Consider the following 18935-nt stretch of genomic DNA (forward strand, 5'->3'; position numbering starts at 1 on the left):
TCATCGGTATGAAGAAGAACACCGTGCTCGCCGCCGTCGCCGTCGTCCTCGTGGCGCTGTTCGCGCTGGTCGCCAAGGGGTGCGAGGCGATGGCGGGCGGCCGGGTGGGCACGACCGACGAGTTCCGCGCCCATGTGCGGGCGACCACCGAGGCGGGCACGTCCGTGTACCTCGCCCTCTCCCCAGCGCCGGTGGGCGACCTCTACCCGGCCAAGGAGAGCGGCCGCTCCTGCGCGGACGACTTCGGCTGGGACGACGGCGACGTCACCCGGGACCGGCCGGCCTACTCCTGGGACCTGGAGTACGCGAGCACCGCCGACTTCCGCGCCGCCCTGAAGGCCCTGGAGGCCACCTGGCGCGCGGAGGGGCGCGAGGTCGAGAAGGTCGAGAACGGCATCGCCACCACCCTCGACGACGGCATCCGGGTCACCTTCCACCTCGGCTGGTACAGCGACGAGCCCGAGCTGCGCGCGGAGGGCAGGTGCATGCGCTACACGGACGCCTACGGCGACGCGTACGACTTCCAGGACGACGACAACGGCGACGGGACCGTCGACGAGTACGAGAAGCCCGCCTGGTGAGCCTCACGGCAGCAGCCGCTGCTCCTTCGCCACCGCCACCGCGCCCGCCCGGGTGTCCACGCCGAGCTTGTCGTAGATCCGGCCCAGGTGGGTCTTGACCGTGGCCTCGCTGATGAACAGGGCCTTGGCGATCTCCCGGTTGCCGAGGCCCTGCGAGAGCTTGGCGAGGATCTCCTGCTCACGGTCGGTGAGGGTGGGGCGCGGATTGCGCAGGTTCGCCATGACCCGGCCCGCGACCGGCGCGGACAGCGCGGTACGGCCCTGGGCGGCGGCGTGGATCGCGGCGAACAGCTCGTCCGGCCGCTCGGCCTTCAGCAGGTAGCCGGTCGCGCCCGCCTCGATGGCCCGGGTGATGTCGGCGTCGGTGTCGTACGTCGTCAGCACCAGGACGTGCGGGCCGCCGCCCGGCGTCGCTGTCAGCCGCCGGGTGGTCTCCACGCCGTCGATGCCCGCGCCGAGCTGGAGGTCCATCAGCACGACGTCCGGCGTGAGCTTCGCCGCCAGCGCCAGCGCCTCCTCGCCGGTACCGGCCTCGCCGACGACCTCGATGTCCGGGGCGCTGCCGAGCAGAGCGAGCAGTCCGGCGCGGACCACGGCGTGGTCGTCGCAGAGCAGGATGCGAACGGTCATGGGCGGTTCTCCAGGGGGATCGCGGCGGACAGGACCGTGCCCTCGCCGGGCGCCGACTCCACGGTCAGGGTGCCGCCGAGCTGGCGCACCCGGGCCCGGATCGCGGGCAGCCCGTGCCCCCGCACCCCGGACGGGTCCGGCCGCGCGGCCGGATCGAAGCCGTGGCCGTCGTCGGCGACGTCCAGGACGGCCTGGTCGTCGAGGAGCGTGAGGGTCAGCGCGGCGGAGGCCGCCCCGGAGTGCTCCCGTACGTTCGCCAGGGCGCCCTGCGCGATCCGCAGCAGCGCGGACTGGACCCGGTCGGGCAGCTCGGGGGCGCGGCCGCCGTCGTCGAGGTGGACGCGGACGGTGAGCGCCTCGCCGGACTCGCGCGCGGCGAGTGTCCGCAGCGCCTCGCCGAGCCCGCCGCCGCGGGCCAGATCGGCGGGGGCGAGATCGTGCACGAAGCGGCGGGCCTCGGTGAGATTGTGCTCGGCGACGGACTCGGCGGTACGGACGTGCTCGCGGGCCTTGGCCGGGTCCGACTCCCAGATCCGCTCGGCGGCCTGGAGCAGCATCTGCTGGCTGGACAGGCCCTGGGCGAGGGTGTCGTGGATCTCCATGGCCAGGCGCTGGCGTTCGGCGAGGGTGCCCTCGCGGCGCTCGGTGGCGGCCAGCTCGCGGCGGGTGCGGACCAGGTCGTCGATGAGGGCGCGCTGGCGGGCCGCCTGCCGGCGCAGCTGCACGAAGACCGCGGTGGCGAAGCCGGCCACGGCGGCCGGGCCGACCACCAGGTCGAGGTCGAACCGCGGGGCGAGCTGGAGCTGGGCCACGATCACGAACACGGTGAGCACGCCGACCAGGGCGTAGGCGGCGCCCGGCGGAAGGTGGCGCAGGGCGACGTAGAAGAGGGGGACGGCGACCCAGGCGAAGCTGGGGGCCAGGGCGACCAGGACGACCCATACGGCGACGACCGCGCCGAGCCACAGCAGCCGGGGCGGGGTGGGCCGGGCGACCACGCGATCCGGCCGGTCGCCGAACCGTCCCATGACGTACAGCACCGCCAGCACCCCGGCCAGCGCGATCACCCAGGGCGCGCGGGGTTCTCCGCCGTGGCGCTGGATGTAGCGGGCCATGGAGGTGCCGAGGAGCAGGAAGAAGGTGGCGTGCATGACGGCGGCGAGCCAACGGGCGTCGGGGTCGCCGGGGGTGTCCGGGAGCGTGCCCGCGCCGTCGTGCCGTGCTGTCGGCATGCTGCTTCACCGCCTTCCCGCCGAGCCCGCCGGTCGGCGGTGAACTGGACAAACACCTCCAGTGTCCCCCGTCCCGCCGGGCCCGGGGTCAACCGTTCGGATGACCCCCGCATCAACCGGCCCGCCCCCCGCGACCAGCCGGAACGCCGACGGATGGGCCCCGGATCCGGCCCCAGGCTGGATACCGAAGCGCAATCCGCTCCCACCGAATCCCCAGGAGTTGCTGAGCCATGAAGAAGATCTCCCGGCGTGCCCGCATCGCCACCGGCGGCGTCGTCCTCGCGGCCGTGGCCGCCGGTACCTTCGGCGCCGTGTCCGCCAGCGCCTCGGCGCCCACCGCCGCGCAGGCCCGGCCCGCAGCGGTGAAGTCCGCGGACACGATCACCTCCACGCACCTGTCGGTCGAGGCGGCCACCGACGCCGCCGAGGCGGTCCTGGAGGCGGCGAAGAAGGAGAACCAGCGGGTCTCCGTCGCCGTGGTCGACCGCAACGGCAACACCCTGGTGACCCTGCGCGGCGACGGCGCCGGCCCGCAGTCCTACGAGTCCGCGATCCGCAAGGCGTTCACCGCGGTCTCCTGGAACGCCCCCACCTCCGAGCTGGCCAAGCGCCTGGAGCAGACCCCGAACCTGAAGGACATCCCGGGCACCCTGTTCCTGGGCGGCGGTGCCCCGGTCACCGCGGACAACGCCCCGATCGCGGGCATCGGCGTGGCGGGCGCCCCGTCCGGCGCGCTGGACGAGAAGTTCGCGCAGGCGGGCGTGGCCGAACTGGCCGGCTGACCCTGCTGTCCCCTCCCGGGCGCCCCGCGTGGGCGCCCGGACCCGTTTCCCGTAGGCACACAGGCACGACCGGAGGCACGACATGCCCACGCTGCGCACCACCGTCCCGGCCCTCGCCGCCGCGGCCGTCCTGCTCACCGCCTGCGACACGCCCCCGGCCCCGTCCGCCGGACCCACCAGCACCCGCCCGTCGACCGGGAGTTCCCGCATGCCGACCGCCGCCCCGGACACCACCCTCCTCGTCGCGGACTTCGGCGCCGACACGGTCACGTTCGTCGACCCCGCCGAGGGCCCGCTCGGCTCGGTACGGGTCGGCACCGCCCCCTACGGGCTGACCGTCGGGGACGACGGCCGCGCCTGGGTCGCCACGGCGGAGGGCGTCGCGGTGGTGGACACCCGCACCCGCGAACGCCTCGCGCTGATCCCCTACGAGACTCCGGACCTCGGCGAGCCCACGTACGGCGAGTACCGCGGCGGCGGCATGGGCATCGCCCTCGCACCGGACGGCGGCACGGTGTACGTCGGTGTCAACGTGCCCGGCGGCAACGGCACGCTGGAGGTCATCGACACCCGCACCCTGAAGGTCACCGGCACCGCGGACACCGGGCGCCGCCCCTTCGACGTGGACGTCTCCCCGGACGGCCGGCACGTCTACGCCACCGGCCACGACTCCTTCGACGTCACCGTCGTCGACGCCGCGACCCTCGGCACCCGCCGCGTCGAGGTGGCGCCCTACGGCACAGAGGGCGGCCTGGGCTCCTGGCTGAAGCCGCACTACGCGGCCGTACGCCCCTCCGACGGGCGGCTGTTGCTGCCGTTCGAGGGCGAGAAGCTGGTCGTCCTGGACCCGGAGACGGGGCGCTCGACGGTGGAGCGCATGACGGCGAACACGCACCAGCACGGCGTGAGCGTGCTGGCCGACGGCACCCTCCTGGTCGTGGGCACCGGCCCGATCGACCCGGCGGAGGACGAGGGGCCCTCCCTGACCGTCCGTCGGCCGGACGGTCAGGAGAAGGTGATCCCGCTCGACGGTCCCCACGAGGACGTCGTCGCCGTGGGCCGTACGGCCTATGTGACCGGCGGCTTCACCCGGGACGGCTACTGGGACGGGCTGACGGTGGTCGACCTCGACACGGGCGAGACCCGCCGACTGGCGGCGGGGCAAAGGCCGTTGGGCATCGCGGTCCTGAACCCTTAGTGGGTGCGCACCCTGAGGTAGTAGAACCGGGTCGTCTGGCTGGGGTTCTGGTTGTCGTCGCTGGCGAGCAGGACCTTGAAGGCACCGCTCTTCGTACGGCCCGTGACCGTCATCGCCTCGATGTTGTCGAGGAGCGGGTTCGGCTGCGGCTGCTTGGCGGTGGCGCCGAGGTCCGGGCAGTCCACGAGGTCGGCGAGGAGGGTCTTGCGGATCAGCCGGACACCGTCCTGGCCCGTGAGGTGCTCCACCCCGGAGGTATCGCTCGCGCGGCGCGGGTCGGCCAGGTAGAGGCGGACGGTGTTGCCGACGCCCGAGGTGAAGCCGCGCTCCAGGACGAGCAGCCGCCCGTCGGGCAGCGCGGTGACCTCGGGGACGCCCAGTCCGGTGTCGGCGCGGTAGGCGTACTGGGCGGCGAGTTCGTACGAGCCCTTGTGCCGGTGCCAGGTCTGGAAGCGGACGATGCCCGCCGTGTCACCGGAGAGCGCGTACTCCATGGCCGCCAGCAGTCCGCCGCGGAAGGCGGTCAGGCCCTCGAAGGTGCCGTTGGGGACGGCCCGCCCGGCCGGCGCGACCCGGAGCGCGTCCGGCACCGGGAGCCGGTCGAGGATCCGGCCGTCGGCGGAGTGGCGCCGGACGGCCGGTTCGCCCTCGGTGCTGATCAGCCGGGTGCCGTCGCGGTCGATCACCAGGCCCTCGGAGTCCGGCGCGGCGCCGTTCTCGTCGGCGAGCGGGACCACCGAACGCGGCGCGAGCGTCCGGCCGTCCAGCGAGAACAGGGCGGACCGGTCGGAGACGGCCGCGAGGGAGCCGTCGCGGTCCACCGCGAGCGCGGAGAAGTTGCCCACGAAGGTGCCCTGGTACGTCGTCTTGTCGAGCGCGTCGGAGAAGCGGTCGATCGCGACGGACGGCGAACAGGCGTGGTCCCGGGGGACGTCGGCGGAGGACGGGCCGGCGGCGGTCAGACAGGTGGCCGCCGCCAGCGCCGCGGTGGCGGCGGCGAGTACGGATCGCATGCGCATGGCGGTCACCGTAGGGCGGGACGGTGAAGCGCGGGAGACCGCCAGGCGTCAACTCGCCGTGAGATCCCGGTGGATGACCTTGGCAACGCCCTGGATGGTGGTGATGCCGTAGTTCATGGTGCTGTTGCCGTGGGTCAGCACCGAGATCATGTAGTCGTGGCCGCCGCCCTTGAAGGTGCCCACGCTGTGCACCCGCCAGCCGTTGGTGGCCCGCTCCAGCCAGCCGTTCTTGACGTGCACGATGACGTCGGAGGGCGCTCCGTACGGGGTGCCCCAGCGCTGGGAGGAGACCACGTCGCCCATCAGCTTGCGGACGTACCAGCGGGAGTCGTCGGTGAGCACCGCGTTCTTCGCGGTCAGCAGCTTCATCAGCTTCTGCTGGTCGGTGGCGGTGATCTGGGTCAGGCCCCAGTAGCCGTTGGCGCCGGGCGTGGTCTGCGTCATCTGGGCGGCGGCGAGGAAGTTCTTCACCTTGGTGACGCCGAGCTGCTTCCACAGGGTGGTGGTGGAGGCGTTGTCCGACTTGGTGATCATGGCCGTGGCGAGGGACTTCTCCCGGCTGGTGAGGGCCCGGCCGGTCTTCTGCGCGTCCCACAGCAGGGTGGCGAGGACGGTGACCTTCACCACGCTGGCGGAGTCGAAGGCGGTGCCGGAGCGCAGCGTGCAGGTGGTCTTGGTGACCCGGTCGTAGACCCCGACGGCGATGGTTCCCTTACGGGTCGCCAGCGCGGCGGTGATGTCCTTCTTCAGCTTGTCGGCGAGCCCGGCCTTGGCGGACGTACAGCTGACGGCGGGTGTCGCGGCGCTCGCGGGTGTGACGGCGGCCACAGAGGCGACGAGTACGCCGCCCGCCACCCATCTGGCACGTCTGGATATCCGGTGAGTCATGCCCTGTTGACTCACGAGCCCGCGGGAAAGGTTGTAGGCGTTGGGGAAGGGTTGTACGAGCTGTTACCTGTCACCCTCCCTTGGGGTGGGGCGAGCGCTCAGGGGTGGACGATGGAGTTCGAGGAACTGAGAGATCTGCTGCTGTCCCGCGTGACCTGGATCGCGTTCGGCGTCGGCACCCAACTCCTGTGCGCCCTGGCGGCGTTCTGGTACGCCTGGGGCCACGGCGCCACGCGGGACACGTGGCTCGTGGCACTGGCGGCCTGCGCGGTCTGCCAGGGGATCGCCGTCACAGCAGTGCTGTGGCCCGGCGCGGAGGCGGGCTCCCGTGAGAACACCGAGGGGCACCAGGGCCTGACCATCGGCGTGCTGTGCCTGATCTGGATCGTCGCCGCGCTCCCCGGCGGCGGGCTGCTGATGCTGACCGGCCACTCTCCGGACGGACACGAGGTCCAGGCAGTGTTCCTGGGCGGCACCGCTTTCACGCTCACGTCGATCGCGGGCCTGATCACCGCGGTCGCCCTCGCGGACCAGGTACGCCCGAGCGGTGACGCCAACGACGCGCCCGGCGCCTCCGGCCTGGGCGACTTCGACGACGGCGGCGCCGGGGACTGACCGACGGCCGGCCCGGCCCCCGTCCGCTCTCCCGCGTCAACTCGCGTAGACAACGGCCGATTTGCCGTTTCCGGTCACCCAATGGACACGCCAAGTCCATTTACATGGCCGCATGTCCATGTCACTCTCCCTGGTGCCGCCTTCAATCAACCCGCGTAGATCGGACTCCCCACATGCTGGCGACACGCATACCCCGCTGGAGGGCGGTGGCCCTCGCCACCGCCACGGTCCTGGTCGGGCTCAGTGCCCCCGCTCTCACCGCGACCCCCGCCGCGGCCACCACGACCGCGTATGACAGCACGTACTACAAGAACGCGATCGGCAAGTCCGGCACCAGCCTGAAGAGCGCGCTGCACACGATCATCACCCCGCAGACCAAGCTGTCGTACTCCGCAGTCTGGGAGGCGCTGAAGGTCACCGACCAGGACCCGAACAACAGCAACAACGTCAAGCTGCTGTACTCGGGCATCTCCCGCAGCAAGTCGCTCAACGGCGGCAACAGCGGGAACTGGAACCGTGAGCACGTCTGGGCGCAGTCCCACGGCGACTTCGGCACCTCGGCCGGTCCGGGCACCGACCTGCACCACCTGCGCCCGGAGGACGTGTCGGTCAACTCCATCCGCGGCAACAAGGACTTCGACAACGGCGGCAGCAGCTTCACCAACTCCGGTGGCAGCCTGACCGACTCCAACTCCTTCGAGCCCCGCGACGCCGTCAAGGGCGACGTGGCCCGCATGATCCTCTACATGGCCGTCCGCTACGAGGGCGACGACAGCTGGCCGAACCTGGAGCCCAACGACGCCGTCACCAACGGCAGCGTGCCCTACCACGGCCGGCTCTCGGTCCTGAAGGCCTGGAACGACGAGGACCCGCCGGACGCCTTCGAGGAGCGCCGCAACCAGCTCATCTACACCAACTACCAGGGCAACCGGAACCCGTTCATCGACCACCCGGAGTGGGTCGAGGCGATCTGGTAGTCACCCGGCATCCCCGTACTCCGCACCAGGGCTCCCCAGTCACCCTGGTGCGGAGTACGTCGCTCCGGCCTCGTTCCGCGGCCGCTCCGACGAGGAGTCTCACCCGCGACGATCTTTCTTTCCACGTCATAAAATTGCAGATAATGCGACCCATGCGACTCAATACCGGCGACCGAGCGGCGCTGAAGAAGGTGCTCCAGGCGCGGCGGGCCGCCATCGACCCCGTGGCCAAGGGGTTCCCGCGACGGGTGGCCGGGCCCGGGCGGCGGGCCGCGGGGTTGAACCAGGAGCAGATGGACGAGCTGCTGGGGCGGGCGCGGGGGACGTACAACCGGTTCGAGAACGGTCAACTCGTCCGCCCGGCCGCCGACTTCCTCACCGCGGTGGCGAAGACGCTGGAGCTCAGCGAGCAGGAGTGGACCTTCCTTTGGCAGCTGACTCGCAAGGAGAACCCGCCCCGCACGCTGCACGACAGCTCCGGGATGTCCCTGTCGGGGATGTGGCGGGGGCTGCTCGACCGGGTGAGCGGGGCGGTCGCGTATGTGAGCAACGCGGAGTTCGACGTCGTCGCCCACAACGAGGACTACCGGCTGCTCTTCCCCGAAGGGCACGCCCCGGCCAACATCATGCGCGGTCTGCTCCTGGACCCCGAGATCCGCACCGGGACGCTGCGGGACTGGCCGACCACCTGGGCCCCGGCCGTCATGCCGTTCCTCAAGCACGCCGTGGAGCTCCGCCCGGGGAGCACCGGGCTCGCCGCGCTCGAACGGGACGTCCTCGCCGACCCGTCGGCCGGGCCGCTCTACCGCGCCTCCGCCTCCGTGCCCCTCCCTCACGTCGACGGCTCGGAACTGCCCGTCCACCACGCCGTGCACGGCCCCGGCTGGCTCGCCACCTGCCTGGCCGAGCCGATCGTCGCCCCCGGGGCCCGGATCAACCTCAGCTTCTACCGCTCCGACGTCAGGTGCGTGGGCGCGAACATCCGCAGCACCGCCGGGAGTACGACCACCGAGGGCCCCGGCGTCGCCAGCGCCTTCGCCAGGTCCGCCGCCAGCGTCTCGGGCGTCGTACGCACCCCGGGCACGCCGAAGGACTCGGCCAGCGCCACATAGTCCGGGCGGGTCAGTTCGGTCGCCGTGGGCTCACCGAAGGCGTCCGTCATGTACTCGCGCAGGATGCCGTAGCCGCCATCGTCGATGATCAGCCAGGTGACGCCCAGGTCGTACTGGCGGGCCGTCGCCAGTTCCGCGATGGAGTAGAGCGCGCCGCCGTCGCCGGAGACCGCCAGCACCGGCCGGGTCGGGTCGGCCGCCGCCGCGCCGAGCGCCGCGGGGAAGCCGTAGCCGAGGCCGCCGGCGCCCTGGGCGGAGTGCATGTGGTTCGGGCCCTTGGCGTCGAAGGCGGACCAGGCCCAGTACGCCAGGATCGTCATGTCCCAGAAGGACGGCGAGTCGGCGGGCAGGGCCGTGCGGACCGACGCCAGCACCTCCTGTTCCAGGGTGAGTTCCTGGGACGCGATGCGTTCCCGCACGCGGGACAGCACGTCCCGCACCCGCTCCGGCGCCGAGTCGTCCGTGCGCTTCGACACCGTCTCCAGCAGCGCCTGCAACGCGAGCCGGGCGTCCGCGTGGATGCCGAGCGCGGGGTGGTTGGACTCCAGCTTCCCGAGGTCCGCCTCGATCTGCACGACCCGGCCGCGCGGCCTGAACGTGTGGTAGTTGGAGGAGAGTTCGCCCAGACCGGACCCGACCACCAGCAGGACGTCCGCGTCCTCCAGGAAGTCCGTGGTGTACCGGTCCTCCAGCCAGGACTGGAGGGACAGCGGATGCGTCCACGGGAACGCACCCTTGCCGCCGGGGGTGGTGACGACCGGCGCCCGGAGCAGCTCGGCGAGCTGCCGGAGCTTGCCGCTCGCGTCCGCCCGTACGACCCCGCCGCCCGCGATGATCGCCGGGCGCTCGGCCCTGGAGAGCAAGTCGGCTGCCACAGCCGTCAGTTCGGGACGCGGAGGCAGCTCGTCGGGGAAGGCGTCGCCGCCCGTCACCACCGGCAGCGAGGTCTCGGCGAGCAGCACGTCCTGCGGGATCTCCACCCACACCGGGCCGTGCGGCGCGGTCAGCGCCGCCTTCCAGGCCGCCGCGACGGCGGACGGGATCTGCGACTGCGTGCGGACGGTGTGCACGGACTTCACCACGCCCCGGAACGAGGCCGACTGGTCGGGAAGTTCATGCAGATAGCCGTGGCGGCCGCCGCCCAGGCCCGCGGTCGGGATCTGGCTGCTGATGGCGAGGACGGGGGCGGAGGCGGCGGCCGCCTCCTGGAGCGCGGCCAGGGAGGTCAGCGCGCCGGGGCCGGTCGACAGCAGCAGCGGGGCCGCCTCGCCGGTGATCCGGCCGTAGGCGTCCGCCGCGAACCCGGCGTTGTTCTCCACCCGCAGCCCGATGTAGCGCAGATCGCTGCGGCGCAGCGCGTCGAACATGCCGAGGGCGTGCTGGCCGGGCAGGCCGAAGACGGTGGTGGCACCGAGCCCGGCCAGTGTCTCCACGACCAGGTCTCCGCCGGTGCGGCCGGGGGGAGGGTTCAGCGCGGCCTCCGTCTGGGCGGCGGTGGGGCGGAGCACCAGGTCGTGGTCGTGAGTCACTTCGCGCGGGCCTCTGCAATCTGGCGGGACATGATCGTGGTCAGTTCGTACGCCGTGTGGGACGCGGCCACCGACGTGATCTCGGCGTGATCGTACGCGGGCGCCACCTCGACGACGTCGGCCGAGACCAGGTTGCAGGAGGCGAGTCCGCGCAGGATCTCCAGCAGCTCGCGGGAGGTCATGCCGCCCGCCTCGGGGGTGCCGGTGCCGGGCGCGTGCGCCGGGTCCAGGCAGTCGATGTCGATGGAGATGTACAGCGGCCGGTCGCCGATGCGCTGGCGCAGCTGGTCGGCGATCTCGTCGGCGCCCCGGCGGTAGACGTCGGAGGAGGTGACGATGCCGAAGCCCATCTTCTCGTCGTCGGTGAGGTCCTGCTTGCCGTAGAGCGGGCCGCGGGTGCCGACGTGGGAGAGGGCGGAGGTGTCGAGGATGCCCTCCTCCACCGCGCGCCGGAAGGGCGTGCCGTGGGTGTACTCCGCGCCGAAGTACGTGTCCCAGGTGTCCAGATGGGCGTCGAAGTGGAGCAGGGCGACCGGGCCGTGCTTCTTCGCGACGCTCCGGAGCAGGGGCAGCGCGATGGTGTGGTCGCCGCCGAGGGTCATCAGGCGGGCGCCGGTGCCGAGCAGGTCGTCGGCGGCGGCCTCGATGGTCTCGACGGCCTCGTTGATGTTGAACGGGTTCACGGCGATGTCCCCGCCGTCCGCCACCTGGGCCAGCGCGAACGGGGAGGCGTCCTGCGCGGGGTTGTAGGGGCGCAGCAGCCGGGACGCCTCACGGATGGCGTTGCCGCCGAATCGGGCGCCCGGCCGGTACGAGACGCCCGAGTCGAAGGGCACGCCGACCACGGCGACATCCGCGGTGCCGACCTCGTCCAGGCGCGGCAGCCGGGCGAAGGTCGCGGGTCCGGCGTACCGGGGGATGCGCGAGGAGTCGACGGGGCCGCGGGGCGTCTCGTTGCTGCTCATGGGGATATGCCTTCTTTCCTACGCTTCATCGCGTATGTACATCTTTGGCTACGACTCTACTGGGAAGCCGGGACCGGTTCGGACACGAGTTCGGGATCGGCGTCGGGGTCGGGGTCGGGCGCCCGTCCGGCGAGGCGCTCCCGCCAGGCGGCGAGGACGGCCGCGTCGGTGGGCTTCGTCACCAAGGAGACGGCGACGTAGGCCGCAAGGGAAGACAGCAGGCCGTAGTAGACGGGTTCATTGGCGAGGATTCCGTACGTCGCCATCAGGCCGACGACCGCGAGTCCGCCGACGATCACCGAGGCGAGGGCGCCCTGCGCAGTGCCACGCCGCCACAGCAGTCCGCCGAGGATCGGTACGAGCAGTCCGCCGACCAGGAGGTTGTAGGCGACCGTCAGCGCTTCGACGACGTTGTTCAGCGCGATGGCCGTGGCGATGACCCCCACGCCCATGATCAGGATGAAGGCGCGGTTGCCCTTGACCTCGTCGTGCGCCTCCCCGGACGGCCGGATCACGCCCCGCAGCCGCGACCAGATGTCGTTGTTGGCGACGGTGGCGCAGGCGATCAGCGCGCCGGAGGAGGTCGACATCACGGCGGCGAGGGCGGCGGCCAGCACCAGTCCCCTGACACCGACGGGGAGTTCGTCCTTCACGATGGTGGCGAAGGCGTCGTCGGCACTGGCCAGGTTCGGGTAGAGGACCTTGGCGGCGGTACCGATGACGGCGCCGGCCAGGGCGTAGACGAGACAGTAGGTTCCGGCGACCGTGCCGCCCCACTGGGCGGTCCTGTCGCTGCGCGCGGTGAAGACGCGCTGCCAGATGTCCTGACCGATGAGCATGCCGAAGGTGTAGATGAGCACGTAGGTGAAGATCGTCTCGCCGCCGATGCCCAGCGGGTCGAAGTACTCGGTGGGCAGCTGCGCCTTCATCTCACCGAACCCACCGGCCTTGACGACGGCGATGGGCAGCAGCAGGAGCAGCACGCCGATGGTCTTCACCACGAACTGCACCATGTCGGTGAGCGTGATCGACCACATCCCGCCGAGCGTGGAGTAGGCGACGACGATCGAGCCGCCGAGCACGATGGCGAGGGTGCGGTTCATGTCGAACAGCACATCGAAGATGGTGGCGTAGGCGATCGTCGAGGTGACGGCGAGCATGAGGGTGTACGCCCACATGACCAGCCCGGAGATGACCCCGGCCCGGCCGCCGTACCGCAGATCGAGCATCTCGGAGACGGTGTAGACCTTGAGCCGGGCGATCCGGGCGGAGAAGAAGACGGACAGGGCGAGCAGCCCAAGACCGATGGTGAAGACCATCCAGGCGCCGGAGAGCCCGTACTGGTACCCGAGGCCCACGCCGCCGATGGTCGAAGCGCCGCCGAGAACGATCGCGGCCATGGTCCCGGAGTACATCGCGGGACCGAGCCGCCGCCCGGCGACCAGGAACTCGCTCTTGGACCTGGCGCGGCGCATGCCCCACCAGCCCATGGCCAGCATGCCGACCAGATAGACGACGATCACTGTGTAGTCGACGGCCATGTGGGGCCCACCTTTCTTCGCGGCTGAACCGCCGCCGCTTCCGTGGTTCCGCGAGTGATGGCTGAAGCGCTTCGGGGGTTGACCCTAGGTGGCCGAAAAGAGGCCCGGAAGTGTACGTTTCATCCATTGAGCCCCTACGAAGTAGAGGGAACGCACACCATGCCGGACCCGTCCGTCCCACCCACCCCACCGGTCCCGCTGTCGGCGCTGCTGGCCCGGGAGGACCTGGGCCTCCAGCAGATCGCGGGCCCGCGGGACCCCTCGACCGTCATCCACTGGGCCCACACCTCGGAGATGGCGGACCCCTACCCGTACCTCCTGGGCGGCGAGCTGCTGCTGAGCGCGGGTGTGCACATCCCGGACGCGGCGGGCTCGGGCACGTACTTCGACGACTACGTCTCGCGGATCGTCGCGGCGGGCGGCGCGGCCCTCGGCTTCGGCCTGGCCCCGGTCCACGACACGGTGCCGCGCGCCCTGGTGGCGGCCTGCGACACCTACGGCCTCCCCCTGCTGGAGGTCCCGCCCCAGACCACGTTCTCCGGCATCGCCAGGGCCGTCTGGCAACTGATGGCCCAGGCCCGCCTGGCAGAACTCCGCCGGGTGACCGAGGCCCAGCAGAGCCTCGCGGCAGCAGCCTCCCGCCCGGACCCGGTACCTGCCGTGCTACGGCAACTGGCTCAGCGGGTCGGGGGGTGGGCGGTGCTGTACGGGCCGGACGGCGGAGAGATCGCGGAGGCGGGGCGGGTGCCGACGAGCGAGGCGCGGGCGGCGTTGGCGGACCTCAGCGGCGTGGTTGCACCGGCCGTAGCTGCGGGCAGTCGTGCCGACAGAGCTGCGCCCACCCCCACCTCAGCCACGGACACGGTCGCGAACACCCACCTCGCCACCTACGCCCTCGGCCCAGGACACGGCTTCGTGCTGGGCGTGGCGGCAACGCACCGCGACCCCGCCAACCACACCATCGCCTCGGTCGCCGCCGTACTCCTCTCCCTCCTCACCGGGGAACAGCAGAGCGGCACCGGCGCGGCCCGCACCTCCGCACTGGTGCGGCTCCTGCTGGGGGCCGCACCACAAGACGTCGTCCCCCTCCTCGGCACCGGCGAGTCCCTGGTCGTGCACGCCCGCCCCGACGCCCCCACCACCCCCGACCCGGTAGCCGCCTCCGCCCTGGGCACCGCCCTCGGCTCCCCCTTGGTCGACCTCGCAAAGGACGTCGTACGCATCCTGGTCCCCGCCGACCGAGCCCCGACTCCCCAACCCGGCTGGACCCTCGGCGTCAGCGACCCCGCGCCCCCCGCCGACTGGCCCGCCGCCGACACCCGGGCCGCCCGCGCACTCGCCCGCGCCCGCGCCACCCGCACCCCCCTGGTCCGCCACGGCGTCCGCCCCGGTCTCGCCGAACTCGTCCCGCACGACGAGGCCGAGGCCCACGCCCATACCCTCCTCCAACCGATCGCCCACACCCCCGCGCTGGTGGACACGCTCCGCACCTGGCTGTCCCTGCACGGCAGTTGGGACCGCACGGCCGTCGCCCTCGCCGTGCACCGCAACACCGTCCGCCAGCGCATCACCCGCTGCGCCGCGCTGCTCGACACCGACCTCGACGACCCCGACGTCCGCATGGAGCTCTGGTTCGCACTGCGTCAGTGACTTTCGGTCAGTGACCCACGTCCCAGCGGCCGGGACAGGCCGCGCGCCACCAGGACTCTGCCTCACAATGGGACACATGCCGATACCCGGGACACCCAGCCGCGCCGAGCTCGTCGAACACCTCGTCAGAACCCGTATCGCGGGCGACGTAGCCACTCCCCGCGAGAACAACCTCTCCCACTACCGCAAGCTGGCGAACGGCGACCGGAACTTCTGGCTCGGTCTGGAGCTGGGTGACCGCTGGACCGACGAGCAGGACGTGCTCGCGGTGATGGCCGAGCGCGTCGGGGTGAACGACGATCCCGAGTACCGCTACGGCCAGGACACCATCGACCCCGAACTGACCGTCGCCGCCCTGGAGCGGATGGCCGGCCGGCTGCGCAAGGCGGCCGACGGCGGCCAGCGGGTGCTGTTCGCCACCGGTCACCCCGGCGGCCTGCTCGACGTGCATCGCGCGACCGCCGCCGCCCTGCGCACGGCCGGCTGCGACATCGTGGTGATCCCGGACGGGCTCCAGACGGACGAGGGCTACGTCATGCAGTTCGCGGACGTGGCGGTGCTGGAGCACGGCGCGACCCTGTGGCACACCCACTCGGGCGCGCCGATGAAGGCGATCCTCACCGCCCTGGAGCGGCTCGGTGACCCGCTGCCCGACCTGGTCGTCGCCGACCACGGCTGGGCGGGGTATGCCGGTCGGCACGGCGTCGACTCGGTCGGCTACGCGGACTCCAACGACCCGGCCCTCTTCCTCGCCGAGTCCGAGGGGACCGTCCAGGTGACGGTCCCGCTCGACGACCATGTGGTCAGCCCCCGCTACTACGACGCGATGACCGCGTATCTGCTGGCGGAGGCGGGACTGGTCTAGGGCCTGTCGGGAGTCCGGGGGGCGCGGACCACGCCCTCCTGGATCACCGAGATCGCCAGCCGGCCGTCCTGGGTGTAGATCCGGGCCTGGCCCAGGCCCCGGCCGCCGGAGGCCGACGGGGACTGCTGGTCGTACAGCAGCCACTCGTCGGCGCGGAACGGCCGGTGGAACCACATCGCGTGGTCCAGCGAGGCGCCGACGACATCGCCGACGGCCCAGCCGCCCCGGCCGTGCGCGAGCAGCACCGAGTCCAGCAGGGTCATGTCGGAGACGTAGGTGGCGAGGACCACGTGCAGCAGCGGGTCGTCGCCGAGCTTGCCGTTGGTGCGGAACCAGACCTGGGAGTGCGGCTCGCGCGGCTCGCCGAACCTGCCGTACGGCGGCTCGTCGACGTAGCGCAGGTCCACGGCGGCGCGTGCCTCCAGGAACCGGTCCACCACCGCGCGGTCGAGATGGCCGTAGCCGCGCAGCCGCTCCTGGGAGGTGGGCAGCGTCGCGGGGTCCGGCGAGTCGGGCATCGGCTCCTGGTGATCGAAGCCCTCCTCCGGCCGCTGGAAGGAGGCGGACAGCGCGAAGATCGGCTGCCCGTGCTGAACGGCGACCACCCGGCGGGCCGTGAAGGACCGGCCGTCGTTCATGCGGTCGACGGTGTAGACGATGGGCGCGCCGGGGTCCCCGATGCGCAGGAAGTACGCGTGCAGGGAGTGGGCGAACCGGTCCTCGGGGACCGTCCGCCCGGCGGCGACCAGCGCCTGGGCCGCGACCTGTCCGCCGAAGACGCGCGGGACGACGGCGGACCGGGACTGGCCGCGGAAGATGTTCTCCTCGATCTGCTCCAGGTCGAGCAGATCGAGGAGATCCTGTAGTGCCTCGTTCATGGCAACTGGTTGTACCGGCCAGTCATTTCGGGGACCTTACAGGCCCATGTCCTTGGCGATGATCGACTTCATGATCTCGCTGGTGCCGCCGTAGATGCGGTTCACCCGGTTGTCCGCGTAGAGGCGGGCGATCGGGTACTCGTTCATGAAGCCGTAGCCGCCGTGCAGCTGGAGGCAGCGGTCGATCACGCGGTGCGCGACCTCGGTGCAGAAGAGCTTCGCGGAGGCGGCCTCGGCGGGGGTCAGCTCACCGGCGTCCAGGGCCTCCAGGGCGCGGTCGGCGACGGCCTCGGCCGCGTCCACCTCGGCCTGGCAGGCGGCCAGCTCGAACTTGGTGTTCTGGAAGGCGGCGACCGGCTTGCCGAAGACGGTGCGCTCGGTCACGTACTGCTGGGCGAACCGCACCGCGGCCTTGGCCTGGGCGTAGGCGCCGAAGGCGATGCCCCAGCGCTCGGAGGCCAGGTTGTGGCCGAGGTAGTAGAAGCCCTTGTTCTCCTCGCCGAGGAGGTCCTCGACCGGGACCTTGACGTCGACGAAGGCCAGCTCGGCGGTGTCGGAGGTGCGCAGGCCCAGCTTGTCCAGCTTGCGGCCGATGGAGTAGCCCTCGGCCTTGGTGTCCACGGCGAACAGGGAGATGCCGTGGCGGCGGTCCTCGGCGCTGGGCGCGTCGGTGCGGGCGCAGACGATCACGCGGTCGGCGTGCACACCACCGGTGATGAAGGTCTTGGAGCCGTTGAGGACGTAGTGCGTGCCGTCCTCGGAGAGCTTGGCGGTGGTCTTCATGCCCGCGAGGTCGGAACCGGTGCCCGGCTCGGTCATCGCCAGCGCCCACATCTCCTCGCCGGAGACGAACTTCGGCAGGAAGCGCTTCTTCTGCTCGTCGGAGGCGAGCATCTTGATGTACGGCAGGCCGAGCAGCACGTGCACGCCGGAGCCGCCGAACTGCACACCGGCGCGGGCGGTCTCCTCGTACATCACCGCCTCGAACTTGTACGAGTCGATGCCGGCGCCGCCGTACTCCTCGTCCACGCGGATGCCGAAGACGCCGAGCTCGGCGAGCTTGTAGTAGAACTCGCGGGGCGCCTGGCCCGCCGCGAACCACTCGTCGTAGACCGGGACGACCTCGGCCTCGATGAAGGCGCGGATGGTCTCCCGGAACGCCTCGTGATCCTCGTTGAACACCGTACGGCGCACGGCCGCCTCCTCCACCTGGCTCTGTCTAAGCGCTTGCTCAGACAACCGTACCGGCGAGTATGAAGCCCCGTCCAGAGGAGCCCGGCCGTAACGCTCGTCACCCTTGCCGCAGGATCAGGCCTCCACGAGGCCCAATTCGCGGGCGATCAGCATGCGCTGGACCTCGCTGGTGCCCTCGCCGATCTCCAGAATCTTGGAGTCCCGCCACATCCGGGCCACCGGGTACTCGTTCATGAAACCGTAGCCGCCGTGGATCTGGGTGGCGTCGCGGGCGTTGTCCACCGCGATCGTCGAGGAGTACAGCTTGGCCAGCGCCGCCTCCTTCTTGAAGGGCTCGCCGGAGACGAGGCGGCTGGCCGCGTCACGCCAGGCGAGGCGGGCGGTGTGGGCCTTCATCTCCATGTCGGCGATCTTGAACTGGATGGCCTGGTTGGCGCCGATGGGACGGCCGAAGGCATGCCGTTCCTTCGCGTACTTCACCGACTCGTCCACACAGCCCTGCGCCAGGCCCGTCGCCAGGGCCGCGATGGCGATCCGGCCCTCGTCCAGGATGCGCAGGAACTGGGCGTAGCCGCGGCCCTCGGTGCCGAGCAGGTTGGCCCGCGGGACCCGGACGTCGGCGAAGGACAGCTCCCGGGTGTCGGAGGCGTTCCAGCCGACCTTCGAGTAGGCCGGGGCCACGGTGAAACCGGGGGTGCCGGCGGGGACGATGATCGAGGAGATCAGCGGGCGGCCGTCGGGCTTGCGGTCGGTCACCGCGGTGACCGTGACCAGGCCGGTGATGTCGGTGCCGGAGTTGGTGATGAAGCACTTGGTGCCGTTGATCACCCACTCGTCGGTCTCGGGGTCGAGCCGGGCCGTCGTCCGGGTCGCGCCCGCGTCGGAGCCGCCGTCCGGCTCGGTCAGGCCGAAGGCGCCGAGCAGCTCGCCGGAGCACAGCCGGGGCAGCCACTGCCGCTTCTGCTCCTCGGTGCCGAACAGATGGATCGGCATGGCGCCCAGCGAGACGCCTGCCTCCAGGGTGATGGCCACCGAGGAGTCGACCCGGGCCAGTTCCTCCAGGGCGATGCCGAGCGCCAGGTAGTCACCGCCCATGCCGCCGTACTCCTCGGGGAAGGGCAGCCCGAACAGGCCCATGCGGCCCATCTCGCGGACGATCTCGTAGGGGAACTCATGCCGTTCGTAGAGGTCACCGATCTTGGGCGCCACGACGTCGTGCGCGAACTCCTCCACCGTGTGGCGCAGTTCTTCGAGCTCGGGGGAGAGCTTGTGGTCCATG

At 71.6% G+C, this 18935-nt stretch carries 17 protein-coding genes and 1 pseudogene; 8 read left to right on the forward strand and 10 right to left on the reverse strand.

Going from position 1 to position 18935, the window contains the following annotated elements; all coding sequences use genetic code 11:
- Window positions 1–8: 8 nt before the first annotated feature.
- Window positions 9–581 (forward strand): hypothetical protein, encoded by a 573-nt coding sequence (locus STRCI_RS15590; protein WP_269659556.1) that lies wholly within the window; start codon window positions 9–11, stop codon window positions 579–581.
- A gap of 3 nt (window positions 582–584) precedes the next feature.
- On the opposite strand, the gene STRCI_RS15595 is transcribed toward STRCI_RS15590, so the two are convergent.
- Both STRCI_RS15595 and STRCI_RS15600 read right to left on the reverse strand, forming a co-directional pair.
- Complete coding sequence (locus STRCI_RS15595; protein WP_269659557.1) at window positions 585–1211, reverse strand: response regulator; 627 nt, start codon at window positions 1209–1211, stop codon at window positions 585–587.
- Window positions 1208–2443, reverse strand: a complete 1236-nt coding sequence (locus STRCI_RS15600) for a sensor histidine kinase (RefSeq protein WP_269659558.1) — start codon at window positions 2441–2443, stop codon at window positions 1208–1210. Before STRCI_RS15600 ends, STRCI_RS15595 begins: the two co-directional genes overlap by 4 nt.
- A 230-nt stretch (window positions 2444–2673) precedes the next feature.
- On the opposite strand from STRCI_RS15600, the gene STRCI_RS15605 reads away from it, so the two are divergent.
- Window positions 2674–3225 carry a GlcG/HbpS family heme-binding protein gene (locus STRCI_RS15605; protein WP_269659559.1) on the forward strand — a complete coding sequence of 184 codons (552 nt, stop codon included), beginning with the start codon at window positions 2674–2676 and terminating at the stop codon, window positions 3223–3225.
- Window positions 3226–3307: 82 nt separating this feature from the next.
- Complete coding sequence (locus STRCI_RS15610; RefSeq protein WP_269659560.1) at window positions 3308–4423, forward strand: YncE family protein; 1116 nt, start codon at window positions 3308–3310, stop codon at window positions 4421–4423.
- Here the strand turns inward: STRCI_RS15610 and STRCI_RS15615 are convergent.
- Window positions 4420–5442: an esterase-like activity of phytase family protein gene (locus STRCI_RS15615; RefSeq protein WP_269659561.1), complete on the reverse strand. Its 1023-nt coding sequence runs from the start codon at window positions 5440–5442 to the stop codon at window positions 4420–4422. The genes STRCI_RS15610 and STRCI_RS15615 overlap by 4 nt on opposite strands.
- Window positions 5443–5490: 48 nt before the next feature.
- Window positions 5491–6330 (reverse strand): serine hydrolase, encoded by an 840-nt coding sequence (locus STRCI_RS15620; RefSeq protein ID WP_269659562.1) that lies wholly within the window; start codon window positions 6328–6330, stop codon window positions 5491–5493.
- Window positions 6331–6441: 111 nt separating this feature from the next.
- Here STRCI_RS15620 and STRCI_RS15625 point away from each other — a divergent pair, with 111 nt between their 5' ends.
- From STRCI_RS15625 to STRCI_RS15635, 3 genes and pseudogenes are all read left to right on the forward strand, one after another.
- The gene (locus STRCI_RS15625; RefSeq protein ID WP_269659563.1) at window positions 6442–6945 is read left to right on the forward strand and encodes a hypothetical protein; all 504 of its coding nucleotides are present in this window, start codon (window positions 6442–6444) and stop codon (window positions 6943–6945) included.
- A gap of 173 nt (window positions 6946–7118) precedes the next feature.
- A complete protein-coding gene (locus STRCI_RS15630; protein WP_269659564.1) occupies window positions 7119–7922 on the forward strand; it encodes an endonuclease I family protein in 804 nt (267 codons plus the stop codon).
- Window positions 7923–8074: 152 nt separating this feature from the next.
- A pseudogene (locus STRCI_RS15635) lies at window positions 8075–8692 on the forward strand (MmyB family transcriptional regulator); the annotation flags it as partial.
- Window positions 8693–8868: 176 nt separating this feature from the next.
- On the opposite strand, the gene STRCI_RS15640 reads toward STRCI_RS15635, so the two are convergent.
- Genes STRCI_RS15640 through STRCI_RS15650 form a run of 3 tightly spaced genes read right to left on the reverse strand, consistent with a single transcriptional unit; the run spans window position 8869 to window position 13069 of the window.
- The gene (locus STRCI_RS15640; RefSeq protein WP_269659565.1) at window positions 8869–10563 is read right to left on the reverse strand and encodes a thiamine pyrophosphate-binding protein; all 1695 of its coding nucleotides are present in this window, start codon (window positions 10561–10563) and stop codon (window positions 8869–8871) included.
- Window positions 10560–11528, reverse strand: coding sequence for an agmatinase (gene speB / locus STRCI_RS15645; protein WP_186287739.1), 969 nt, complete (start codon window positions 11526–11528; stop codon window positions 10560–10562). The genes STRCI_RS15640 and speB overlap by 4 nt, the downstream gene beginning before the upstream one ends.
- Window positions 11529–11584: 56 nt before the next feature.
- A complete protein-coding gene (locus STRCI_RS15650; protein ID WP_269659566.1) occupies window positions 11585–13069 on the reverse strand; it encodes a sodium:solute symporter family protein in 1485 nt (494 codons plus the stop codon).
- 159 nt (window positions 13070–13228) lie between these two features.
- Between STRCI_RS15650 and STRCI_RS15655 the strand changes: the two genes are divergently transcribed.
- A complete protein-coding gene (locus STRCI_RS15655; protein WP_269659567.1) occupies window positions 13229–14719 on the forward strand; it encodes a PucR family transcriptional regulator in 1491 nt (496 codons plus the stop codon).
- A gap of 76 nt (window positions 14720–14795) precedes the next feature.
- On the forward strand, window positions 14796–15584 hold the full coding sequence (locus STRCI_RS15660; protein WP_269659568.1) for a phosphatase: 789 nt from the start codon (window positions 14796–14798) through the stop codon (window positions 15582–15584).
- Here the strand turns inward: STRCI_RS15660 and STRCI_RS15665 are convergent.
- From STRCI_RS15665 to STRCI_RS15675, 3 genes are all read right to left on the reverse strand, one after another.
- Window positions 15581–16462: an acyl-CoA thioesterase gene (locus STRCI_RS15665; RefSeq protein WP_269659569.1), complete on the reverse strand. Its 882-nt coding sequence runs from the start codon at window positions 16460–16462 to the stop codon at window positions 15581–15583. The genes STRCI_RS15660 and STRCI_RS15665 overlap by 4 nt on opposite strands.
- Before the next feature lie 36 nt (window positions 16463–16498).
- On the reverse strand, window positions 16499–17656 hold the full coding sequence (locus tag STRCI_RS15670) for an acyl-CoA dehydrogenase family protein (protein WP_269659570.1): 1158 nt from the start codon (window positions 17654–17656) through the stop codon (window positions 16499–16501).
- Between the two features lie 114 nt (window positions 17657–17770).
- Entirely contained in the window at window positions 17771–18934 is a 1164-nt protein-coding gene (locus STRCI_RS15675; protein WP_269659571.1) for an acyl-CoA dehydrogenase family protein, read from the reverse strand.
- Window position 18935 lies beyond the last annotated feature (1 nt).

It is taken from the genome of Streptomyces cinnabarinus, assembly GCF_027270315.1.
Lineage (GTDB): Bacteria > Actinomycetota > Actinomycetes > Streptomycetales > Streptomycetaceae > Streptomyces > Streptomyces cinnabarinus.